The sequence below is a fragment of the Streptomyces kanamyceticus genome, assembly GCF_008704495.1.
In the GTDB taxonomy this organism is placed as follows: Bacteria; Actinomycetota; Actinomycetes; order Streptomycetales; family Streptomycetaceae; genus Streptomyces; species Streptomyces kanamyceticus.
In genome coordinates, this window is the sequence record NZ_CP023699.1 from 9,081,831 (window position 1) to 9,097,695 (window position 15,865).

Annotated in this window: 16 protein-coding genes; 6 read left to right on the forward strand and 10 right to left on the reverse strand. The window is 72.1% G+C overall.

All coding sequences use genetic code 11. The features are described from left to right. Positions 1-3: 3 nt before the first annotated feature. From CP970_RS39340 to CP970_RS39390, 10 genes are all read right to left on the reverse strand, one after another. Positions 4-903 (reverse strand): SDR family NAD(P)-dependent oxidoreductase, encoded by a 900-nt coding sequence (locus CP970_RS39340; RefSeq protein ID WP_055549768.1) that lies wholly within the window; start codon positions 901-903, stop codon positions 4-6. Further along, the gene (locus CP970_RS39345; protein WP_055549766.1) at positions 900-1,814 is read right to left on the reverse strand and encodes a TIGR03619 family F420-dependent LLM class oxidoreductase; all 915 of its coding nucleotides are present in this window, start codon (positions 1,812-1,814) and stop codon (positions 900-902) included. The genes CP970_RS39340 and CP970_RS39345 overlap by 4 nt, the downstream gene beginning before the upstream one ends. Positions 1,815-1,817: 3 nt before the next feature. Beyond that, the gene (locus tag CP970_RS39350) at positions 1,818-2,390 is read right to left on the reverse strand and encodes a VOC family protein (RefSeq protein WP_079043664.1); all 573 of its coding nucleotides are present in this window, start codon (positions 2,388-2,390) and stop codon (positions 1,818-1,820) included. A gap of 111 nt (positions 2,391-2,501) precedes the next feature. Next, on the reverse strand, positions 2,502-2,876 hold the full coding sequence (locus CP970_RS39360) for a cupin domain-containing protein (RefSeq protein WP_055549764.1): 375 nt from the start codon (positions 2,874-2,876) through the stop codon (positions 2,502-2,504). Continuing rightward, positions 2,873-3,631, reverse strand: coding sequence for a cupin domain-containing protein (locus CP970_RS39365; RefSeq protein ID WP_055549762.1), 759 nt, complete (start codon positions 3,629-3,631; stop codon positions 2,873-2,875). The genes CP970_RS39360 and CP970_RS39365 overlap by 4 nt, the downstream gene beginning before the upstream one ends. Next, positions 3,621-4,832, reverse strand: a complete 1,212-nt coding sequence (locus CP970_RS39370; protein WP_055549760.1) for a sedoheptulose 7-phosphate cyclase — start codon at positions 4,830-4,832, stop codon at positions 3,621-3,623. Before CP970_RS39370 ends, CP970_RS39365 begins: the two co-directional genes overlap by 11 nt. Positions 4,833-4,869: 37 nt before the next feature. Beyond that, entirely contained in the window at positions 4,870-5,571 is a 702-nt protein-coding gene (locus CP970_RS39375; protein WP_055549758.1) for an SDR family oxidoreductase, read from the reverse strand. A gap of 49 nt (positions 5,572-5,620) precedes the next feature. Then, the gene (locus CP970_RS39380; RefSeq protein ID WP_055549755.1) at positions 5,621-6,961 is read right to left on the reverse strand and encodes a glycosyltransferase; all 1,341 of its coding nucleotides are present in this window, start codon (positions 6,959-6,961) and stop codon (positions 5,621-5,623) included. A gap of 57 nt (positions 6,962-7,018) precedes the next feature. Next, positions 7,019-8,671, reverse strand: a complete 1,653-nt coding sequence (locus CP970_RS39385) for an alpha-amylase family glycosyl hydrolase (protein WP_055549753.1) — start codon at positions 8,669-8,671, stop codon at positions 7,019-7,021. Next, complete coding sequence (locus CP970_RS39390) at positions 8,668-9,690, reverse strand: NAD-dependent epimerase/dehydratase family protein (RefSeq protein ID WP_055549751.1); 1,023 nt, start codon at positions 9,688-9,690, stop codon at positions 8,668-8,670. The genes CP970_RS39385 and CP970_RS39390 overlap by 4 nt, the downstream gene beginning before the upstream one ends. 690 nt (positions 9,691-10,380) lie before the next feature. On the opposite strand from CP970_RS39390, the gene galE reads away from it, so the two are divergent. From galE to CP970_RS39420, 6 genes are all read left to right on the forward strand, one after another. After that, the gene (galE, locus tag CP970_RS39395) at positions 10,381-11,334 is read left to right on the forward strand and encodes a UDP-glucose 4-epimerase GalE (RefSeq protein ID WP_055549749.1); all 954 of its coding nucleotides are present in this window, start codon (positions 10,381-10,383) and stop codon (positions 11,332-11,334) included. 47 nt (positions 11,335-11,381) lie between these two features. Next, entirely contained in the window at positions 11,382-12,293 is a 912-nt protein-coding gene (locus CP970_RS39400; RefSeq protein WP_055549747.1) for a UTP--glucose-1-phosphate uridylyltransferase, read from the forward strand. A gap of 45 nt (positions 12,294-12,338) precedes the next feature. Then, the gene (locus CP970_RS39405; RefSeq protein WP_055549746.1) at positions 12,339-13,070 is read left to right on the forward strand and encodes a GntR family transcriptional regulator; all 732 of its coding nucleotides are present in this window, start codon (positions 12,339-12,341) and stop codon (positions 13,068-13,070) included. A 15-nt stretch (positions 13,071-13,085) separates the two neighbouring features. After that, on the forward strand, positions 13,086-13,916 hold the full coding sequence (locus CP970_RS39410) for a hypothetical protein (protein ID WP_055549745.1): 831 nt from the start codon (positions 13,086-13,088) through the stop codon (positions 13,914-13,916). 102 nt (positions 13,917-14,018) lie between these two features. After that, complete coding sequence (locus tag CP970_RS39415) at positions 14,019-14,879, forward strand: ABC transporter ATP-binding protein (RefSeq protein WP_055549743.1); 861 nt, start codon at positions 14,019-14,021, stop codon at positions 14,877-14,879. Beyond that, positions 14,876-15,862 carry an ABC transporter substrate-binding protein gene (locus tag CP970_RS39420; protein WP_055549741.1) on the forward strand — a complete coding sequence of 329 codons (987 nt, stop codon included), beginning with the start codon at positions 14,876-14,878 and terminating at the stop codon, positions 15,860-15,862. Before CP970_RS39415 ends, CP970_RS39420 begins: the two co-directional genes overlap by 4 nt. The last annotated feature ends 3 nt before the right edge of the window (positions 15,863-15,865 follow it).

Sequence of the window (15,865 nt, forward strand, 5' to 3'; positions counted from 1 at the left end):
GCGTCACGTCTCCTGTACGAGGTCGGCCGTGGCTCGGACGCCACGGTGGTCGGGGCCGCGAGGGTCGAGGCATTGAGGGGCGGGGCCGTGTTGGTCGGGGTCACGATGACCGGGACCGCGTCGGCCGATCGTCATGCCGCCGTCGACGTGCCAGGTCTGGCCCGTGATGTCGGCGGCGTCCGGCGAGGCGAGGAACGCCACGGTCGAGGCCACCGACGCGCCGCGCTGGAAGCGGCCGAGGGGAATGCCCGCGAGCGTCGTGCCGCGCACGGCGTCGGCGTCCGTGCCGAGCAGACCGCCCTGGCGGCGGAAGTCCTCGGCGATCATGTCGGTCTCGATGATGCCGGGGCAGACGGCGTTGACCCGGACGGCGGGCGCCAGTTCGACGGCCAGGCATCGGGTCAGGCCGAGCAGCGCCGCCTTGGTCGCCGCGTAGTGGGAGATCAGGGCCTGGCCCTGGACGGCCGCCTGGCTCGACACGTTGACCACGCAGCCGTCGCCCGCCGCCGTCATCGCGGGCACGAGCAGCTGGGTCAGGAGGAAGGCGCCGCGCAGGTTGACGGCCCACACCTCGTCCAGATCCCGCTCGGGCACGTCGGTGAAGCGGTGCAGGGTCGCCGTGCCCGCGTTGTTGACGAGGACGTCCACGCGGCCCGAGCGCTCCAGGGCCTCGGCGGCGAGGGCGCGCACCGCGCCGGAGTCCGCCAGATCGCACCGGATGCCGTGCGCGGAACCGGGGCCCGCGCCCGTCAACTCCCGTACGGCGGCGTCGAGCGGCCCGGCCGAGCGGCCGGTGATCGTGACGTCGGCGCCCTCCTCGACGAGGCGCCGCGCGATGTCGCGGCCGATGCCCCTGGTGCCGCCGGTGACCAGACAGGTCCGGCCGGTGAAGCGCCCGGTCATCGCGTACCTCCCGAGGTCGTGCGCGCGTCGGACGCCGCGTCCAGGGCGGCGCGCAGCAGCTCCGACGCGTCGTCGAGGCGTTCCCACGACACGTCGAGGATCACTTCGTCGAACCCGGCTGCGGCCGCCGCGACGGTGGCCTCGGCGCACCGGGAGGCGTCCGTCCCGGACGGACAGTTGATCTTCAGAGCGCGCTCGGCGCGGCCGCGTCCGTGCGCCGCGCGCTCTGCCTCCAAGAGGGCCACCGCGGCGCCCAGTTCGGCGCTGTCCACCGCGTCGGCGTCCGCCACGGCGAGCCAGCCGTCGCCGAGCAGGGCGGCGCGGCGCAGGGCCGGTTTGCTCATCCCGCCGACCAGGATCGGCACACCCGCCTCCCTGACGGGCCGCGGGTACATCAACAGGCCGTCAGGAACGGAGACGTGCTCGCCGTCGAAGCGGTCGGGCCTGCCGCACCAGCAGGCGCGCAGCACCCGGACGTACTCCTCCATGCGCCTGCCGCGGTCCGCGAAGGAGTGCCCGAGCGCGCGCATCTCCTCGGCGAGCCAACCGGCGCCAACACCCAGGCGCAGGCGCCCCCCTGACAGCACGTCAAGACTTGCGGTGGCCTTGGCGAGCTCCACCGGATTGCGCTGCGGGAGCACCAGGACGGCCGTGCCGATCCTGGCCCGCTCGGTGACCGCAGCGGCCTGGGCGAGCGCGACGAGCGCCTCCAGCTGCGGGGCCGCCGGATCCCAGGCGATGGTGCCGTCGGCCCGGTAGGGATAGGGCGACGCGGGGTCGGCCACCATCGCCAGATGGTCGTTGACCCACAGCGAGGCGGCGCCCTCCCGCTCGGCGGCGCGGGCCACGTGGGCCAGGCCCGGGTCCCAGGCGCGCCGCGATGTCGTCGGCAGTGAGATGCCCACGTCCATGACTCACACCCCCCGGTCGGCGAGCGAGAACCTGCGGTGCACGGTCGACTCCTCGTAGGGCAGGCGCGCGGGCGGGCAGCTCAGTTCCATCTGCATGCCCCAGGGCGTGAGGAAGTAGACCCATCGCATGCCCGCGATGGGCCCCGACGCGACGGTCCGTGGCTCACCGAGGACGCGTACGCCGGGCTGGGCGCGCAGATGGTCCGCCGCCGCGTCGATGTCGGTGACGTGGAAGGACAGGTGGTGGCCGCCGTAGTCGCTGTTGCGCGGCATGAGACGGCGCTGGTCGGGAGCGTGGTAGGCGAACAGCTCGACGTTGGTGACGGGCCCCAGGCGGAGCATGGCGATCTCGGCCACCGCGCGCGGATGGACGTTGAGGGTCTGGCGCATCGCGTCGTCGTCGGCGCGCACGGGCTCCTCCCGGTAGACGAGGTCGGCGCCGAGCGCCTCGGTGAAGAAGCGGATCGCGTCGTCGAGATCCGGGACGGTGTACGCGACGTGGTCGACGTGCGTGGCCGAAGGGATCCCTCGGGTACGGACCCCGCGGTCGGCGGGGGCGTTCGGGTGTGGGGGCAAGGTGACTCCCGTGGGGCAAGAGCAGGGTGGGGCGTAGGGGGAGTTGGACTTCCCGGCGGGAACGGCGGGAACGGCGGGAACGGCGGGAACGGCGGGAACGGCGGGCCGGGGCTACATGCAGGGCGCCCGGCGCGGCAGGCGGCGCGAGACCCGTTCCGGGACCGTCGTGAGGACGAGGAGGGCGGTCGGCTCCGCGCAGTTGAACCGCATGGCGGCACCTGCGGGGATCAGCGCCATGTCGTCCGCCGCGAGCGCGCGCGGCGGCTCGCCCGCCGCCTCGAACTCGCCGCCGCCCGCGAGCACGTACCAGACGAGGTCCGTGCCGTCGTCGGGGCGCGATGCCAGCGTGCCGCCCGCGTCGAGGGCGAGGTGGTCGACCGCCTCGCACTCGCTGAACAACATGCCGCGCCGGGCCAGGGTCCGCCAGCGCACGTCGCCGTCCGCGCGGTGGGTGACGGATGCCGAGCGGCTGTCCGTGACGATCACCGGTCGTCCTCCGCTCCGGACGAGTCGTCGACGACGAACGTCGCGCAGATCAGGTCGAGGCCCCCCGCACCGGCCGTCACGACCAGGTCCTCGCCGAGCGAGGTGGTCAGCGCCAGGTCCGCCCGCACGGGCACCCGGGAAGCACCGCTGAGCGCCACGCCCGTGCCGGAGCGGACGAACACGCTGTGCTCCTGGCCCGCGCCGGAGAACTTCTCCTCGGTGCCGGGCGCCACGGACAGGTGGCGGACCCGGCGCAGCGGACCCTGGAGGACGGGCCGCGGATCGACGTCCTTCTGCTCGTCCAGGCTGACGACGGCCGTCCTGCCCGGCGGTGGTACCGGCATGTTCTCCTCGCCTTCCCGGCCCCCGTGGGCCGCGTGTGCCGTGCTGATGGTGCGGTGCGCGGGAACTTCGAGGGTGAGCCAACTCAAGTCCACGGAACCGGTGTTGCGCAGTGCGTGGGTGGCGCCGAGGCCGGTCAGGATCAGCTCTCCGGCGCGCACCGGGTGCGGTGCGCCGTTGAGCAGGGCCTCGCCCTCGCCGGTGAGGAGGATGTACATCTCCTCGGTCCGGGTGTGCCGGTGCTCGCCGCTGATGCCGCCGGGCGGCACGCAGGCCCACTCCACCGCCTCGTAGGGACCGCGCAGGGCCCGGCCCGCCGCCAGCGAGCGCCACTGGGTCCGCCCCGCGGCGCCGTGCACACCGTGCACATCCGAGGGTGTGCCGAGGTCCGACACCTGGAGGTCACCGTGCATGGGTCGGCTCCAGATCCGCCAACTCCATGGCCGCGTCGTGCAGTTCACGGGCCGTCACGTCGTTGGCGAAACAAGCGTCGCCGATGCCCACCGGCAGCGGGAGGCGCTGCAGCCCGTCGCGGTGGCGCACCGTGTCCGCGAGCGCCCGCTCCAGGCGGTCGCCGGTGCACACCGGGTGGCTCAGCGGCAGCTCCAGGCGTCGCATCACCCGCAGCGCGCGCTCCTGCTCGGCATCGGTGACCAGACCGCGACGGCGGCCGATCACGGTGGTCAGGGCCATGTCGATGTTGACCGCCTCACCGTGCAGGAGGGCGGGCAGCGCGTCCATCTCCAGGGTCGGGCTGAAGGTGTGCCCGTAGTCCACCAGGCGTTCGAGGCGGCTCTCCCACAGGTTGGGCTGGAGCTCTTCGAGCATGCCGTGGATGGCCCGCTCCAACACCTCGGTGGCGACCGGGTCCTGGTCGAACCGGCCCTGGAACGAGGTCTCGATCAGTTCCTCCGCGTGGGACTCCAGAAGGGCGAAGAGCCGGGCGTCCTTGACCAGGGCGATCTTCAGGATCTCCGCGAGGCCGTTGCTGAGGTGGCGCCGGTCGAGGGTGGTGAGGAAGGTCCGGTCCAGGAGCGAGACGGCGGGCGCGGCATAGGTGCCCAGGCGGTTCTTGCCCGCGTCGAAGTTGATGCCGGTCTTCACCCCGACCCCCGCGTCGACCAGACCGATGAGGGTGGTGGGCACCCGGACGTAGGGAGTGCTGCGGCGGTACATGCTGGCCGCGAAGCCGACGATGTCCAGGAGTACGCCGCCGCCGATGGCGATCACCGGGTCGTGGCGGCGCGAGATGCCGAACTCGTCGATGCCGCGCACCACGCGCAGCACGCTCTCCATGGTCTTGGCCTCCTCACCCGCGGGCAGCACGCACAGCCGCCCGGTGAGGCCGTGCCGGTCGAGGTAGGCGCGGATGCGGTCGCCGTAGAGCTCGTGGACGTGGGCGTCCACGACCACGAAGCGGCGGTCTCCGGTGCGTTCGGTGGTCCCGGCGGTGGCCAGGTCGGACGAGGCGGGGTCGAGCAGCCCCGCGACCATCCGTACCTCGTACTCGACGGGCTTGACCGCCTGGACGACCCAGCGGGTCTCCTGGGCGCGGTCGGCGTGCAGGCCGGTGGGGAGGGGGGAGGGGTCGAGGGAGTCGAGGGTGTTCGTCATGGCACTTCCTCAGGTTGGTTCGGGAGGTGAAGAAATGTCAGGTCCAGGCAGGGGGACGGGCGTCGAGCACCTGCCCCGACACATGGGCGGCGTCCTCGGACAGCAGGAAGCACGCGGCAGGGAGGTTGTCGCGGACGTCGGGCAGGGCGGGGTAGGGCGTGGTCAGGCCGAGGGCCTTCTCCTTGCGGTTCAGATGGTCACGGGCGAGCGGGGTCTCGCCGGAGATGCCGAGGGCGTTGACCCGCACCGGGGTGTCGGCCAGCTCTTCGGCGAGGCAGCGCACGTGCTGTTCGAGGGCGGCCTTGCCCGCGCAGTACGCGGCGAGGGCGGGCACGGGGACGCGGGCGCCGCGCGAGCCGATGGCCAGGACGCTGCCGCGGCCCCGCTCCTTCATCGGCGGGACGACGTGCCGCAGACAGCGCACGAAGCCGACGAAGGTCACGTCGACGACGCGGGAGACCTCCTCGACGGGGACCTCCCAGCCGGGCCCGACGGCGGAGGAGTCCGCCGGGCAGTAGACGAATCCGTACGGCGCGCCGAAGCGGGCGGCCGCCTCGGTGAAGAACGCCGCGACCGACTCCTCGGAGGTCACGTCGACCGCCTGGTAGGGCACGCCACCGGGACCTTCGGGCGAGCGGGCCCCGGCCAGGACGGTGTGGCCCCGCAGGGTCAGCTCCTGGGCGAGGGCGGCGCCGAAGCCGCTGCTCGCCCCGATGACGACGACGGGTTCCTGCGACATGAGGTCCTCTTCCGTTCGTTCCGTTTCCGGCGTTGCGTGGCGGGCCCTGTCAGGGCCGCAGCTCCTGGTAGAGGCGGTAGTGGTCGGCGAGTTCACGCTCGGCGAGGAACAGTTCGGCGCACCGCAGGGCGGCCGCGTCCCCGAGCCGCTCGCGCAGTCCCTCGTTCGCGAGCAGCCGCAGTACGTGGGCGGCGAACTCCTCGCCGTCGTGCGCGTCGGCGAGCAGGAGCCCCTCGCGCTCGTGGCGCAGCTGGGAGGGAATGCCGCCGACCCGGCTCGCGACGATCGCGGCGCCCTTCCACATGGCCTCGGTCACCGTCAGGCCGAACCCCTCGCGTAGGCTCTTCTGCGCGATGACGTCGGCCCGCCGCTGCAGGGCGTTGACGAGCAGCGCGTTGCCCTCGGTGTCCTTGAGCGTCAGCTTCACCAGGTGCACGCGGGCCCTGACCGGCGCGGGCAGGGCGGCCCAGGCGTCGCGCACGCCCGCGAAGATCTCCGCGCCCTCCGGGTCGTCGGGAATGTCGAGCGGCTCGGGACCGGCGAGGACGAGATGGGCGGCCGGACGCCGGGGCGCGATCCGCTCGGCGAACGCGGCGAGCACGCCCGCCATGTCCTTGAGCGGATCCCAGCGCGACACCTGCACGACGACCTCGGCGCCGGGCGGCAGCGGCGCGTCCTGGAGGACCGTCGCCGTGCCGCTCCGCGCGGAACCGGTGCCCTGCGCGCCTTCCTCAAGGCCGATCGCGCGCAGCGCGGCCGTCACCTCGTCCGGTGTCAGGGCGCGGTTCTTGGCGGCGGCCGGGTCGATGGACGGCGGGATCGTCACGCACTGTCCTGGCCGCAGGCCCGGGGGCGCGTACCCGTCGACGGAGAAGACGCAGCGCAACGGCGCGTCCAGATAGGGGCGCAGGAACTCCCAGGTCTCGCGGACCTCGGGCGAGGCGTGCTCGGTGCTGCCGATGTGGCAGCGCCAGGCCACCTTGATCCCGGCGGCGGACAGCGCGGGGGCCAGGCCGATGGACTGCGGATCGTGCAGGACGCAGAGATCGCCGGGCGCCACGTGTTCGAGGACTTCCCTGCCCAACTGCGCGGTGGCGGCCGCGTAGATCCGCCGCTCGTCGGCGCCGAGCGGGCCGTGCGGGTCGTGGTAGCCGTGCAGCCGGTGGTGCAGGCGCTTGGTGACCGCGAAGAACTCCGCGTCGCCGCCGAGCGCGAGCCACTTGGTGGGCACCCCTGCCGCGTTGTGCGAGGGGACGGACCTGCGCAGGAGTTCGGCGACACCGCCGCCGTGCGCGGTCGTGTTGATGTGCCAGACCGTGCGGTCGTGCGGCGGCGCGGCGGGCCCCCGCGTCCGTGGCGCGGGCGGCAGGTCGACGAGGGAGACGCTCAACTGGGGCCTCTTTTCATGGCCGTTTCCTGGGCTGTTCTCTGGGCGGGCGCGCGAGGTTCAGCTGACCCGCAGCACCACGGCCTCGTCCGCGCCGAGGAGCAGCGGGAGGCCGACCGGTCCTGGCGCGGCGCGGTCCGACGTGGCGGCGAGGAGCTCGAAGGGCCCTGGCGGTCCTTCGAGGGAGAGGCCGGCGCGGGTGATCTGCCGCGTCGTCGAGGTGAGGTTCAGGAGCACGAGGAGCGCAGAGCCCTCGGTGTGGCGCAGATAGCCGACGACGCCGTCGGGCAGCTCGGTGAGCAACGTCTGCGCGCCGCGCCGCAGTTCGGGCCGCTCCGCGCGCAGCCGCAGCAGCGCGCGGGTGAGCGTGAGCATGGAGCCCGGGCGTCCGTCCTGCGCCTCGACGCCGCGCACGGCGGGATCGTCGGCGAACGGCAGCCAGGGCGTGACGCCGTCGCGGGTGAATCCGGCGCCGGGCGCGGCGGACCACAGCATGGGGGAGCGCTGCGGGTCGCGGCCCAGGCCGTGCGCCTGCCCCGTCCTGCCCCAAGGGTCCTGGACGAGATGGGGCGGCACATCGGCGTCGGGCAGGGCGAGTTCGTCCCCGGCGTACAGCGTGGGCGTACCGCGCAGGGTGAGCAGGAGCAGCATGGCGACCCGTGCCTGGGCCGCGCCGATCCTGGATGCCACGCGGGGCTCGTCGTGGTTGCCGACGACCCAGCTGGGCCAGGCGCCCGGGGGCAGCACGGAGTCGATGCGCGCGATGAGGTCGCGCACGTCGTCTGAGCGCCAAGCCGTCTGCAGCAGACCGAAGTTGAAGGGCATGTGCAGCTCGTCGAGCTGTTCGCCGTAGTACGTGGCCCACTCGGCCCAGTCGAAGACGTGCACCTCGCCCACCGCGATGCGGCTGCCGCCCGGTTCGTAGCTCTCCAGGAGCCGGCGCAGTTCGCGGTAGAGGCCGTGGTTGTCGGGGTGGCCCTTGTCGTGGACGTGCCGTTGTGTGTCGTAGTCGCCGTAGGGCCGGTGCATGGCGAGGGCGCCGTCGGCGGCGGGCGGGTTGTCGCGCAGCTGCGGGTCCTTCATCGGGAAGTGCGCGCAGTCGACGCGGAAGCCGTCCACGCCCCGGTCGAGCCAGAACCGCGCGACGTCGAACATGGCCTCGCGGACAGCGGGCTCGCGCCAGTTCAGGTCCGGCATGGTGGGCAGGAAGGAGTGCAGGTAGTACTCGCCGCTCGGCTCGTCGTACGTCCAGGCGGGGCCGCCGCCGAAGACGCTGAGCCAGTTGTTGGGCGGGCCGCCGTCGGGCGCCGGGGGCCGCCAGACGTACCGGTCGCGGTAGGGGTGCTCGCGTCCCGAGCGGGCGGCGGTGAACCAGGGGTGTTCCGAGGACGTGTGGTTGGGGATGTAGTCCACGAGCAGGCGTAAGCCCCGTTCGTGGGCGGCCGTCAGGAGCCGGTCGAAGGTGTCCAGGTCCCCGAAGAGCGGGTCGACGTCGGTGTGGTCGCTGACGTCGTAGCCGAAGTCCCGCATCGGCGAACGGTAGAAGGGCGAGAGCCAGATCGCGTCGACGCCGAGCCCCGCGATGTGGTCGAGGCGGTCGATGACGCCTTGCAGGTCCCCGACGCCGTCGCCGTCGTGGTCGGCGAAACTGCGCGGGTAGATCTGGTAGACGACGGCCCCCTGCCACCAGGGAGCGGTGTCATCGGTGGTCATGCCGGGGCTCCCGATGTCGGGTGGAAGATGGTGTCGAGCTGCGGCAGTTCGGGCGTGGGGCCGAGCGCGTCGACCAGCCCCGCGAGTCCCGCGGGCAGGTCGACGGAGGGCCGGTAACCGAGCCCGCGCAGGCGGGAGATGTCGGCGACGAGGCGGTAGGTGTCGTCGGTGACGGTGTCGTCGGTGAGCATCCGGGGACGGCGCCCCGTGACGTCGTGGATGTGCTCGACCAGCTGACGCAGGGAGACCTCGCTCCCGGAGCCCAGGTTGTAGACCTCGCCGTCGTCGCCCCGTGCGGCGAGCAGCAGGAGCGCCGTGACGATGTCGTGGACGTGCACGAAGTCGCGGGTCTTGCGGTCGGGGTCGCCGGTGACGCGGATGGGCTGGCCGTTCAGATGCCAGCGCAGGTACTGGCCGACCTCCGCGCCGGCCCTGCGGGGGTCCTCGCCGGGGCCGTAGATGACGAAGGCGCGGCCCAGCACGGCGGACAGGCCGTAGGTGCGGGCGTAGGCGCGGACGACGTGCTCGCCGGACAACTTCGAGGCGCCGTAGGGGTAGTACGGCAGGGTGGGGTGCTCCTCGCGCTGCGGTACCGCCTGCGGGGTGCCGTAGACCATCGCGGACGACAGGTAGACGAGGCGGGGGAGCGAGGCGAGCCGCGCCGCCTCGCAGACGTTGAACGTGCCGAGCGCGTTGGTCTCGAAGTCGAGCCGCGGGTCCGTGACCGCCACCGTGCCGCTGGAGTTGCCGCCCAGGTGGAACAGCAGGTCGAGATCGCCGAGCGCGCTCGTCAGGGTCGCGGGGGCGCGGAGGTCGACGGGCACGTGGCGCACGCCCTCCGGCAGGTCCGCGCCGCCCGGCGCCGCGAGGTCGAAGACCGTCACCGAGGCGCCCTGGCGGTGCAGCGCGCGTACGAGGTTGCGGCCGACGAACCCGAGGCCCCCGGTGACGCCGACGCGTCGGAACGCGGGCGTCGCACCGGTGAACGCCGAGGGAACGTGGGGGGATTCAGGCAGCATGCGAGGTCCTCTTCTCCGCTGGACGAGGGGGATCACGGTGAGTTGGAGAAAGGCTTTTACGGATTTATGAGAGTGCGGCCGCGCCTTCTTGTTCCAAGAAGGCATATGCGTAGCCGCGCCGCTCCTCGGAACGTCAGGGAAACGTCAGGAAAACGGCACTCAGAGGAGGTGAAGGTCATCTGCCGGTGTGCTGCGGCACCTTGTCAAGGCGCACGAGGAAAACACCTCTCAAGAGCAAGAGAATCGGTAGCTCCAGCAATGTTGTTGGGTACACGAGTCTGTGTCAACCACGCTGATGATCTTGGCTTGTTCGTGACGAGTGAGCTGATTTCTTACGGCCCTGATACGTCCCGGTAAACCGTTCAGAATTCAATTGACGGCGCGTTGTTGATAGCGGGCGTGCGCCCTTGACACTAAGCGGTCTATACAGCTAGACAGGATGGGCGAGGTGGCGACGGGCGGCCTCCGCGACACCGCGGAGGCCGCCCACCACAGAGCCCCGGAGACCCCGACCCGGCTGCCGTACGCGGCCGGTGAGCACCCGTCACGCGAGACGGGCCCGCACCCGCCACGCGGGGCGGCCCTGTGCCGGTCCCTCGCACCCATCCACCGACCCCCACCCCTCCGCCGACCGACCCCGGCCGGTCGGCGCACACGGACGTCCTGCGGACGCGGGAAAGGAAAAGGGCGATGAAGTTACTCGTCACCGGAGGCGCCGGCTATGTGGGCAGCGTCGTCACGGCGCACCTCCTGGAGGCCGGCCACTCGGTGGTGGTCCTCGACGACTGTTCCACCGGCCACGCGGACGCCGTGCCCCACGGCGCGCGGCTGATCGTCGACACCCTGCGCGACGCGGCCGAAACCGTCCTGGCCAGCGACTCCTTCGACGCGGTCCTGCACTTCGCGGCCAAGTCGGTGACCGGCGAATCCGTGCGGCGGCCGGGCTTCTACTGGGAGCAGAACCTGGGGCATTCGCTCGCGCTGTTCGACGCGATGCGCCGCGCGGACGTACGCCGGATCGTGTTCTCCTCGACGGCGGCGACCTATGGCGACCCCGAGCGCACCCCGATCACCGAGACGGATCCCACCCGCCCGGTGAGCCCCTACGGCGCCACCAAACTGGCGATCGACACCGCCCTCGCCTCGTACGCCGATCTGCACGGATTCGGCGCGGTCAGCCTGCGCTACTTCAACGTGGCCGGTGCCTACGCCGGGCTCGGCGAGCGCCACGACCCCGAGACGCACCTGATCGCCAACGTCCTCGCGGTGGCCGCCGGGCACGCCCCGGAAGTGAAGATCTTCGGCACCGACTACCCCACCGCCGACGGCACGTGTGTCCGTGACTACATCCATGTCGCGGACCTGGCCCAGGCCCATCTCCTGGCCCTCGGCGCCTGTGCGGCGGGGCGTCACGAGGTATTCAATCTCGGGCGCGGATCCGGCCACTCGGTATGGGATGTGGTGAAGGCGTGCCGTGATGTCACCGGGCATTCCATTCCCGTTTCCCTGACCGAACCGCGAGCCGGTGACCCCTCGGTTCTCGTGGCCTCCTCGCGGAAAATCACCGACGAACTCGGCTGGAAGCCCACACGGGATCTGCACGACATGGTGGCCGACGCCTGGGCGCTCATCCAGCGAGCCTGAATTTCCGGTCACCGAATCCCGAACACGACCACAGGAGAAGGGCGTCTATGAACACGCACGGGGAATTCCGCACCGCCGTCGTGCCGGCGGCAGGACTGGGCACGCGCTTTCTGCCCGTCACCAAATCGGTCCCCAAGGAACTCCTTCCCGTCATGGCGACACCGGCCATCGAGATCGTCGCCGCCGAGGCGGCGGCCGCCGGTGCCGAGCGCCTCATCACCGTCACGTCCCCCGAGAAGGCAGCCGTGGCCGCGCACTTCTCCCGCGACCACGACCTGGAGAAGCTCCTCGAATCCCGCGGCAAGGACGACGCGGCCGAGGCCGTCCGGCGCGCCCCGCGGCTGCTGCGCGTCGAGAACGCCGTGCAGCCCGAGCCGCTGGGCCTCGGCCACGCCGTGGCCTGCGCCGAACCCCATCTGACCGATGAGGACACCGCGGTCGCCGTCCTGCTGCCCGACGACCTCGTGCTGCCCGCGGGCGTCCTGACCCGGATGGCCGAGGTGCGCCGCCGGTACGGCGGGACGGTCCTGTGCGCCTTCGAAGCGGCCCGCGAAGACCTCAGCGCCTACGGCGTGTTCGACGTGCGCGACACGGCGGACCCGGGGGTGAAACGCGTACGCGCGATGGTCGAGAAGCCCGCCCCGCACGAGGCCCCCTCCACGCTCGCCTGCGCGGGCCGCTATCTGCTCGACCGCGAAGTCTTCGGCCCGCTGCGGGAGATCGGCCCAGGACCGCGCGGCGAGATCGACCTGACCGACGCGATCTCCGTCCTCATCGAGCGGGGGCACCCGGTGCACGTGGTGCTGCACACCGGAGTCCGGCACGACATCGGCACCCCCGGCGGCATGCTCCGCGCGACACTCGACGAGGCCCTGCGCGATCCGGCGCGCGGTCCCGCGCTGCGCAGCTGGCTGCGGCAGCGGGTCGACGTCCCCGAGGACGCCCATGCGGTCGGCTGAGGGAGGAGACGGCCACCCCACCGGACCGCTCACTAGGATGCGCGCATGCCCACCCGCGGAACGCAGCCCGACTTCGCCCCCCGCTACCACACCATCGAACAGGCCCTGCGGCGACGCATCGCGGGCCTCCAGCCGCACGCGCCGCTGCCCTCGGAGACCGAGCTGGCGCGGGAGTTCGAGGTCAGCAGGATGACCGCGCGCTCCGCGGTCCTGCGCCTGGTCGCCGACGGACTCGTGTACCGCGAGAGCGGCCGGGGGACGTTCGTGGCGCCGCCGCCCAGCGGCCGCAGGGTCGACAGCCTGGTCCGGTTCAGCGAGGAGATGCGCCGCCAGGGCAGGCTGCCGTCCTCGGAGGTCGTCGCCCGCGAACGGCGCGCGGCCACCGCCGCCGAGGCCGAACAACTGCGCCTGGCCGCGGGCGCGGACGTGGTGGCCGTCGAGCGGGTCAGGCTCGCGGACGGCACGCCGGTGGCGCGCGAGCGTTCGGCCTTCCCGGTGGCCGTCGCCGCGCTCCTGGAACGCGACCTCGCCACCGGCTCCCTGCACGAGGCGCTCGTGGACCTGGGACACACACCGTCCTTCGGGCACGCCGTCCTCAGCGCGGACAGCGCGACGCGCGAGGACGCCGAACTCCTCGGCCTGGCAAAGGGAACGGCACTCCTGGTGGAGCGTCGGCTCATCCTCGACCAGCACGGCGATCCGCTGGAATCCACCGAGTCCCGGTACGCGGGGGAGCGTTACTCGCTCACCGTGACCTTCGACGTCGAGCACGGCTGAGCCTCAAGGAGGGGCATGCGTACCTCGTTCCTGTCCACAGCGGGATCGGCCCTGAAGCCCAACGAGGACTTCCTGGCGGTCAATCCGCACGTGGCCCTCGTGGTGGACGGGCTCTCGTCACCGCCCGAACTGGGCAGCGGCTGCGTACACGGCACCCCCTGGTACGTGGCCCGCCTCAGCACGTACCTGCTGCACGCGGCGACCTCGCGCCCGCACCACTCGCTCGCCGACTGCGCGGCCGAGGCCATCAGCCGGGTCGCCGGGCTCCACCACGACACCTGCGACCTCGCCCACCCCGGCACCCCTTCGTCCTCGATAGCGCTCCTGCGCGAGGGCCCGGAGACCGTCGACCACCTCTCCCTCTTCGACTCCGTCCTGCTCCTGGACGGCCCTGCGGGTCTTCGGGTGATCTCCGACCACCGCGCCGACGACTTCGCGCAGGAGGAGCACAAGGCCACGCTCGGCGAGCGCATCGGCACCGAGGAACACCGTCGCGCGGTGAGCGCGCTGGTGGCCGCCCAGCGTCCGCACCGCAACGTCGCCGACGGCTACTGGGTGGCGGGCTCCGCGCCCGAGGCGGCGTACCACGCGCTGACCGGTTCGCTGCCGCGCGACGGGATCACCCGCGCCGCGGTCATGAGCGACGGCGCGTCCTGTCTCGTCGAGGACTACGGCGTCACCGGCTGGGGCGAGACGCTGGACCTCCTCGCGGACCGGGGGACGGGGGAGCTCGTCCGGCGGGTGCGCGAGGCGGAGGCGGGCGACCCGGAGGGCGCGCGCTGGCCGCGGTACAAGGCGGGCGACGACTGCACGGTCATCTACTGCGAATTCGACGCCGCCGGCTGACGGCTCCGGTCTTGCCTGTTCCGGCCTGGCCGAATTGTGGCTTGCGGCCAGTACGTGGGGTGCTGTTCCGCTCGCTTGTAAGGTTAGGCTAACCTCTGCGACGTGCATGAAGGTGAAGAGACCAGCGAGGCCGGACGCCCCCAGGGTCATGAACTGTCGGCCACGGGTGTCACCGTGGCGTACGAAGGCGTCGACGTCGTCCACGACGCCTCGATGACCCTGAAGCCGGGCGAGGTGACCGTCCTCGTCGGTCCGAACGGCAGCGGGAAGTCGACGCTGCTGCGCACGCTCGCACGGCTGCAGCGGCCGAGGACCGCCACGCTCGTCATCGACGGCGACACCGACGGCCTCGCCCTCAGCCCCCGCGAGTTCTCCCGGCACGTCGCCCTGCTCACTCAGGGACGCCCCACACCGAGCGGCCTGACCGTACGCGACGTCGTCGAGTTCGGCCGCTACCCGCACCGCGGCCGCTGGGGCAGGGCCGACCCGGGCGGCCGTGCCGCGGTGGACCGTGCGCTCGCCATGACCGGCGTCGAAGACCTCGCCGAACGCGGCGCCGAGCACCTGTCCGGCGGCCAGCTCCAGCGCGTCTGGCTCGCGGGCTGCCTCGCCCAGGAGACCGGCGTGCTCCTGCTCGACGAGCCGACCAACCACCTCGACCTGCGCTACCAGGTCGAACTCCTCGACCTGATGCGGGACCTGGCCGACGACCACGGCATCGCCGTCGGAGCCGTCCTGCACGACCTCGACCAGGCCGCGGCCATCGCCGACCGGATCCTCCTCCTCGACGAGGGACGGGTCATCGCGGACGGCGACCCCCAAGACGTACTGACACCGGAGCGACTGACCGAGACGTACGGCATCCGCATCGAAGTCGACTCCGACCCCCTCACCGGCCGCCTGCGCACCCGCGCCATCGGCCGCCACCACTCGCGAAGCGAAAGGCTCAGCACCACCTCATGAGACGCCTCCTGATCACCGCGGCGACCGCCACCGCGGCGGCCCTCGCCCTGACGTCCTGCGGCACCACCGAGCCCGCCGCCGACGACAACGCCAAGAAGAACGCCGACGCGATCACGCTCACCGACGGCACCGGCGCGAAGGTGACGCTGAAGAACGGCCCGGCCAAGAAGGTCGTCGGCACCGAGTGGAACGCCGTCGAGAGCCTGATATCCCTGGGCGTCGCCCCGACCGGCGTCGCCGACGTCAAGGGCTACAAGACGTGGGACACCGCCGCCCCGCTGAAGAACGACGCCAAGGACGTCGGCACGCGCGGTGAGCCGAGCATGGACACCATCGCGTCCCTGAAGCCCGACCTCATCATCGCGACCACCGACCTGCCCGCGGCCGCCGTGAAGCAGCTGCGCGACATCGCCCCGGTCCTGAACCTGCGTCCCTCCGACGCCGCGGACCCCATCGGCCAGATGACGAAGAACCTCGACCTCCTGGCCGAGGCGACCGGCACCACCGAGCAGGCCACGAAGCTCAAGAAGGACTTCGAGGCGAAGCTCGCCGAGGGCAAGAAGAAGCTCGCCGACGCCGGTCGCGGCGGCGCCAAGTACGCCTTCGCCGACGGCTACGTCACCGGCAACCAGACCTCGATCCGGCCCTACACCGGCGGCTCGCTGATCGGCGCCGTCAACGAGAAGCTCGGGCTCGAGAACGACTGGTCGGTCAAGGGCGACAAGGCGTACGGCCTCGGCACCACCGACGTCGAGGGCCTCACCAAGCTCGACGAGGACGTCCACTTCGCCTACATCGGCAACGACGGCGACAAGGGCAGCAACCCGTTCGCCGGAGTCCTCAAGAAGGACAAGGTGTGGACGTCGCTGCCCTTCGTGAAGAAGGACAACGTGCACCGGCTGCCCGACGGCATCTGGATGTTCGGCGGCACCGCGTCGATGAACACGTACGTCGACTCCGTCGTAGAGGCGCTGAAGAAGTAACAC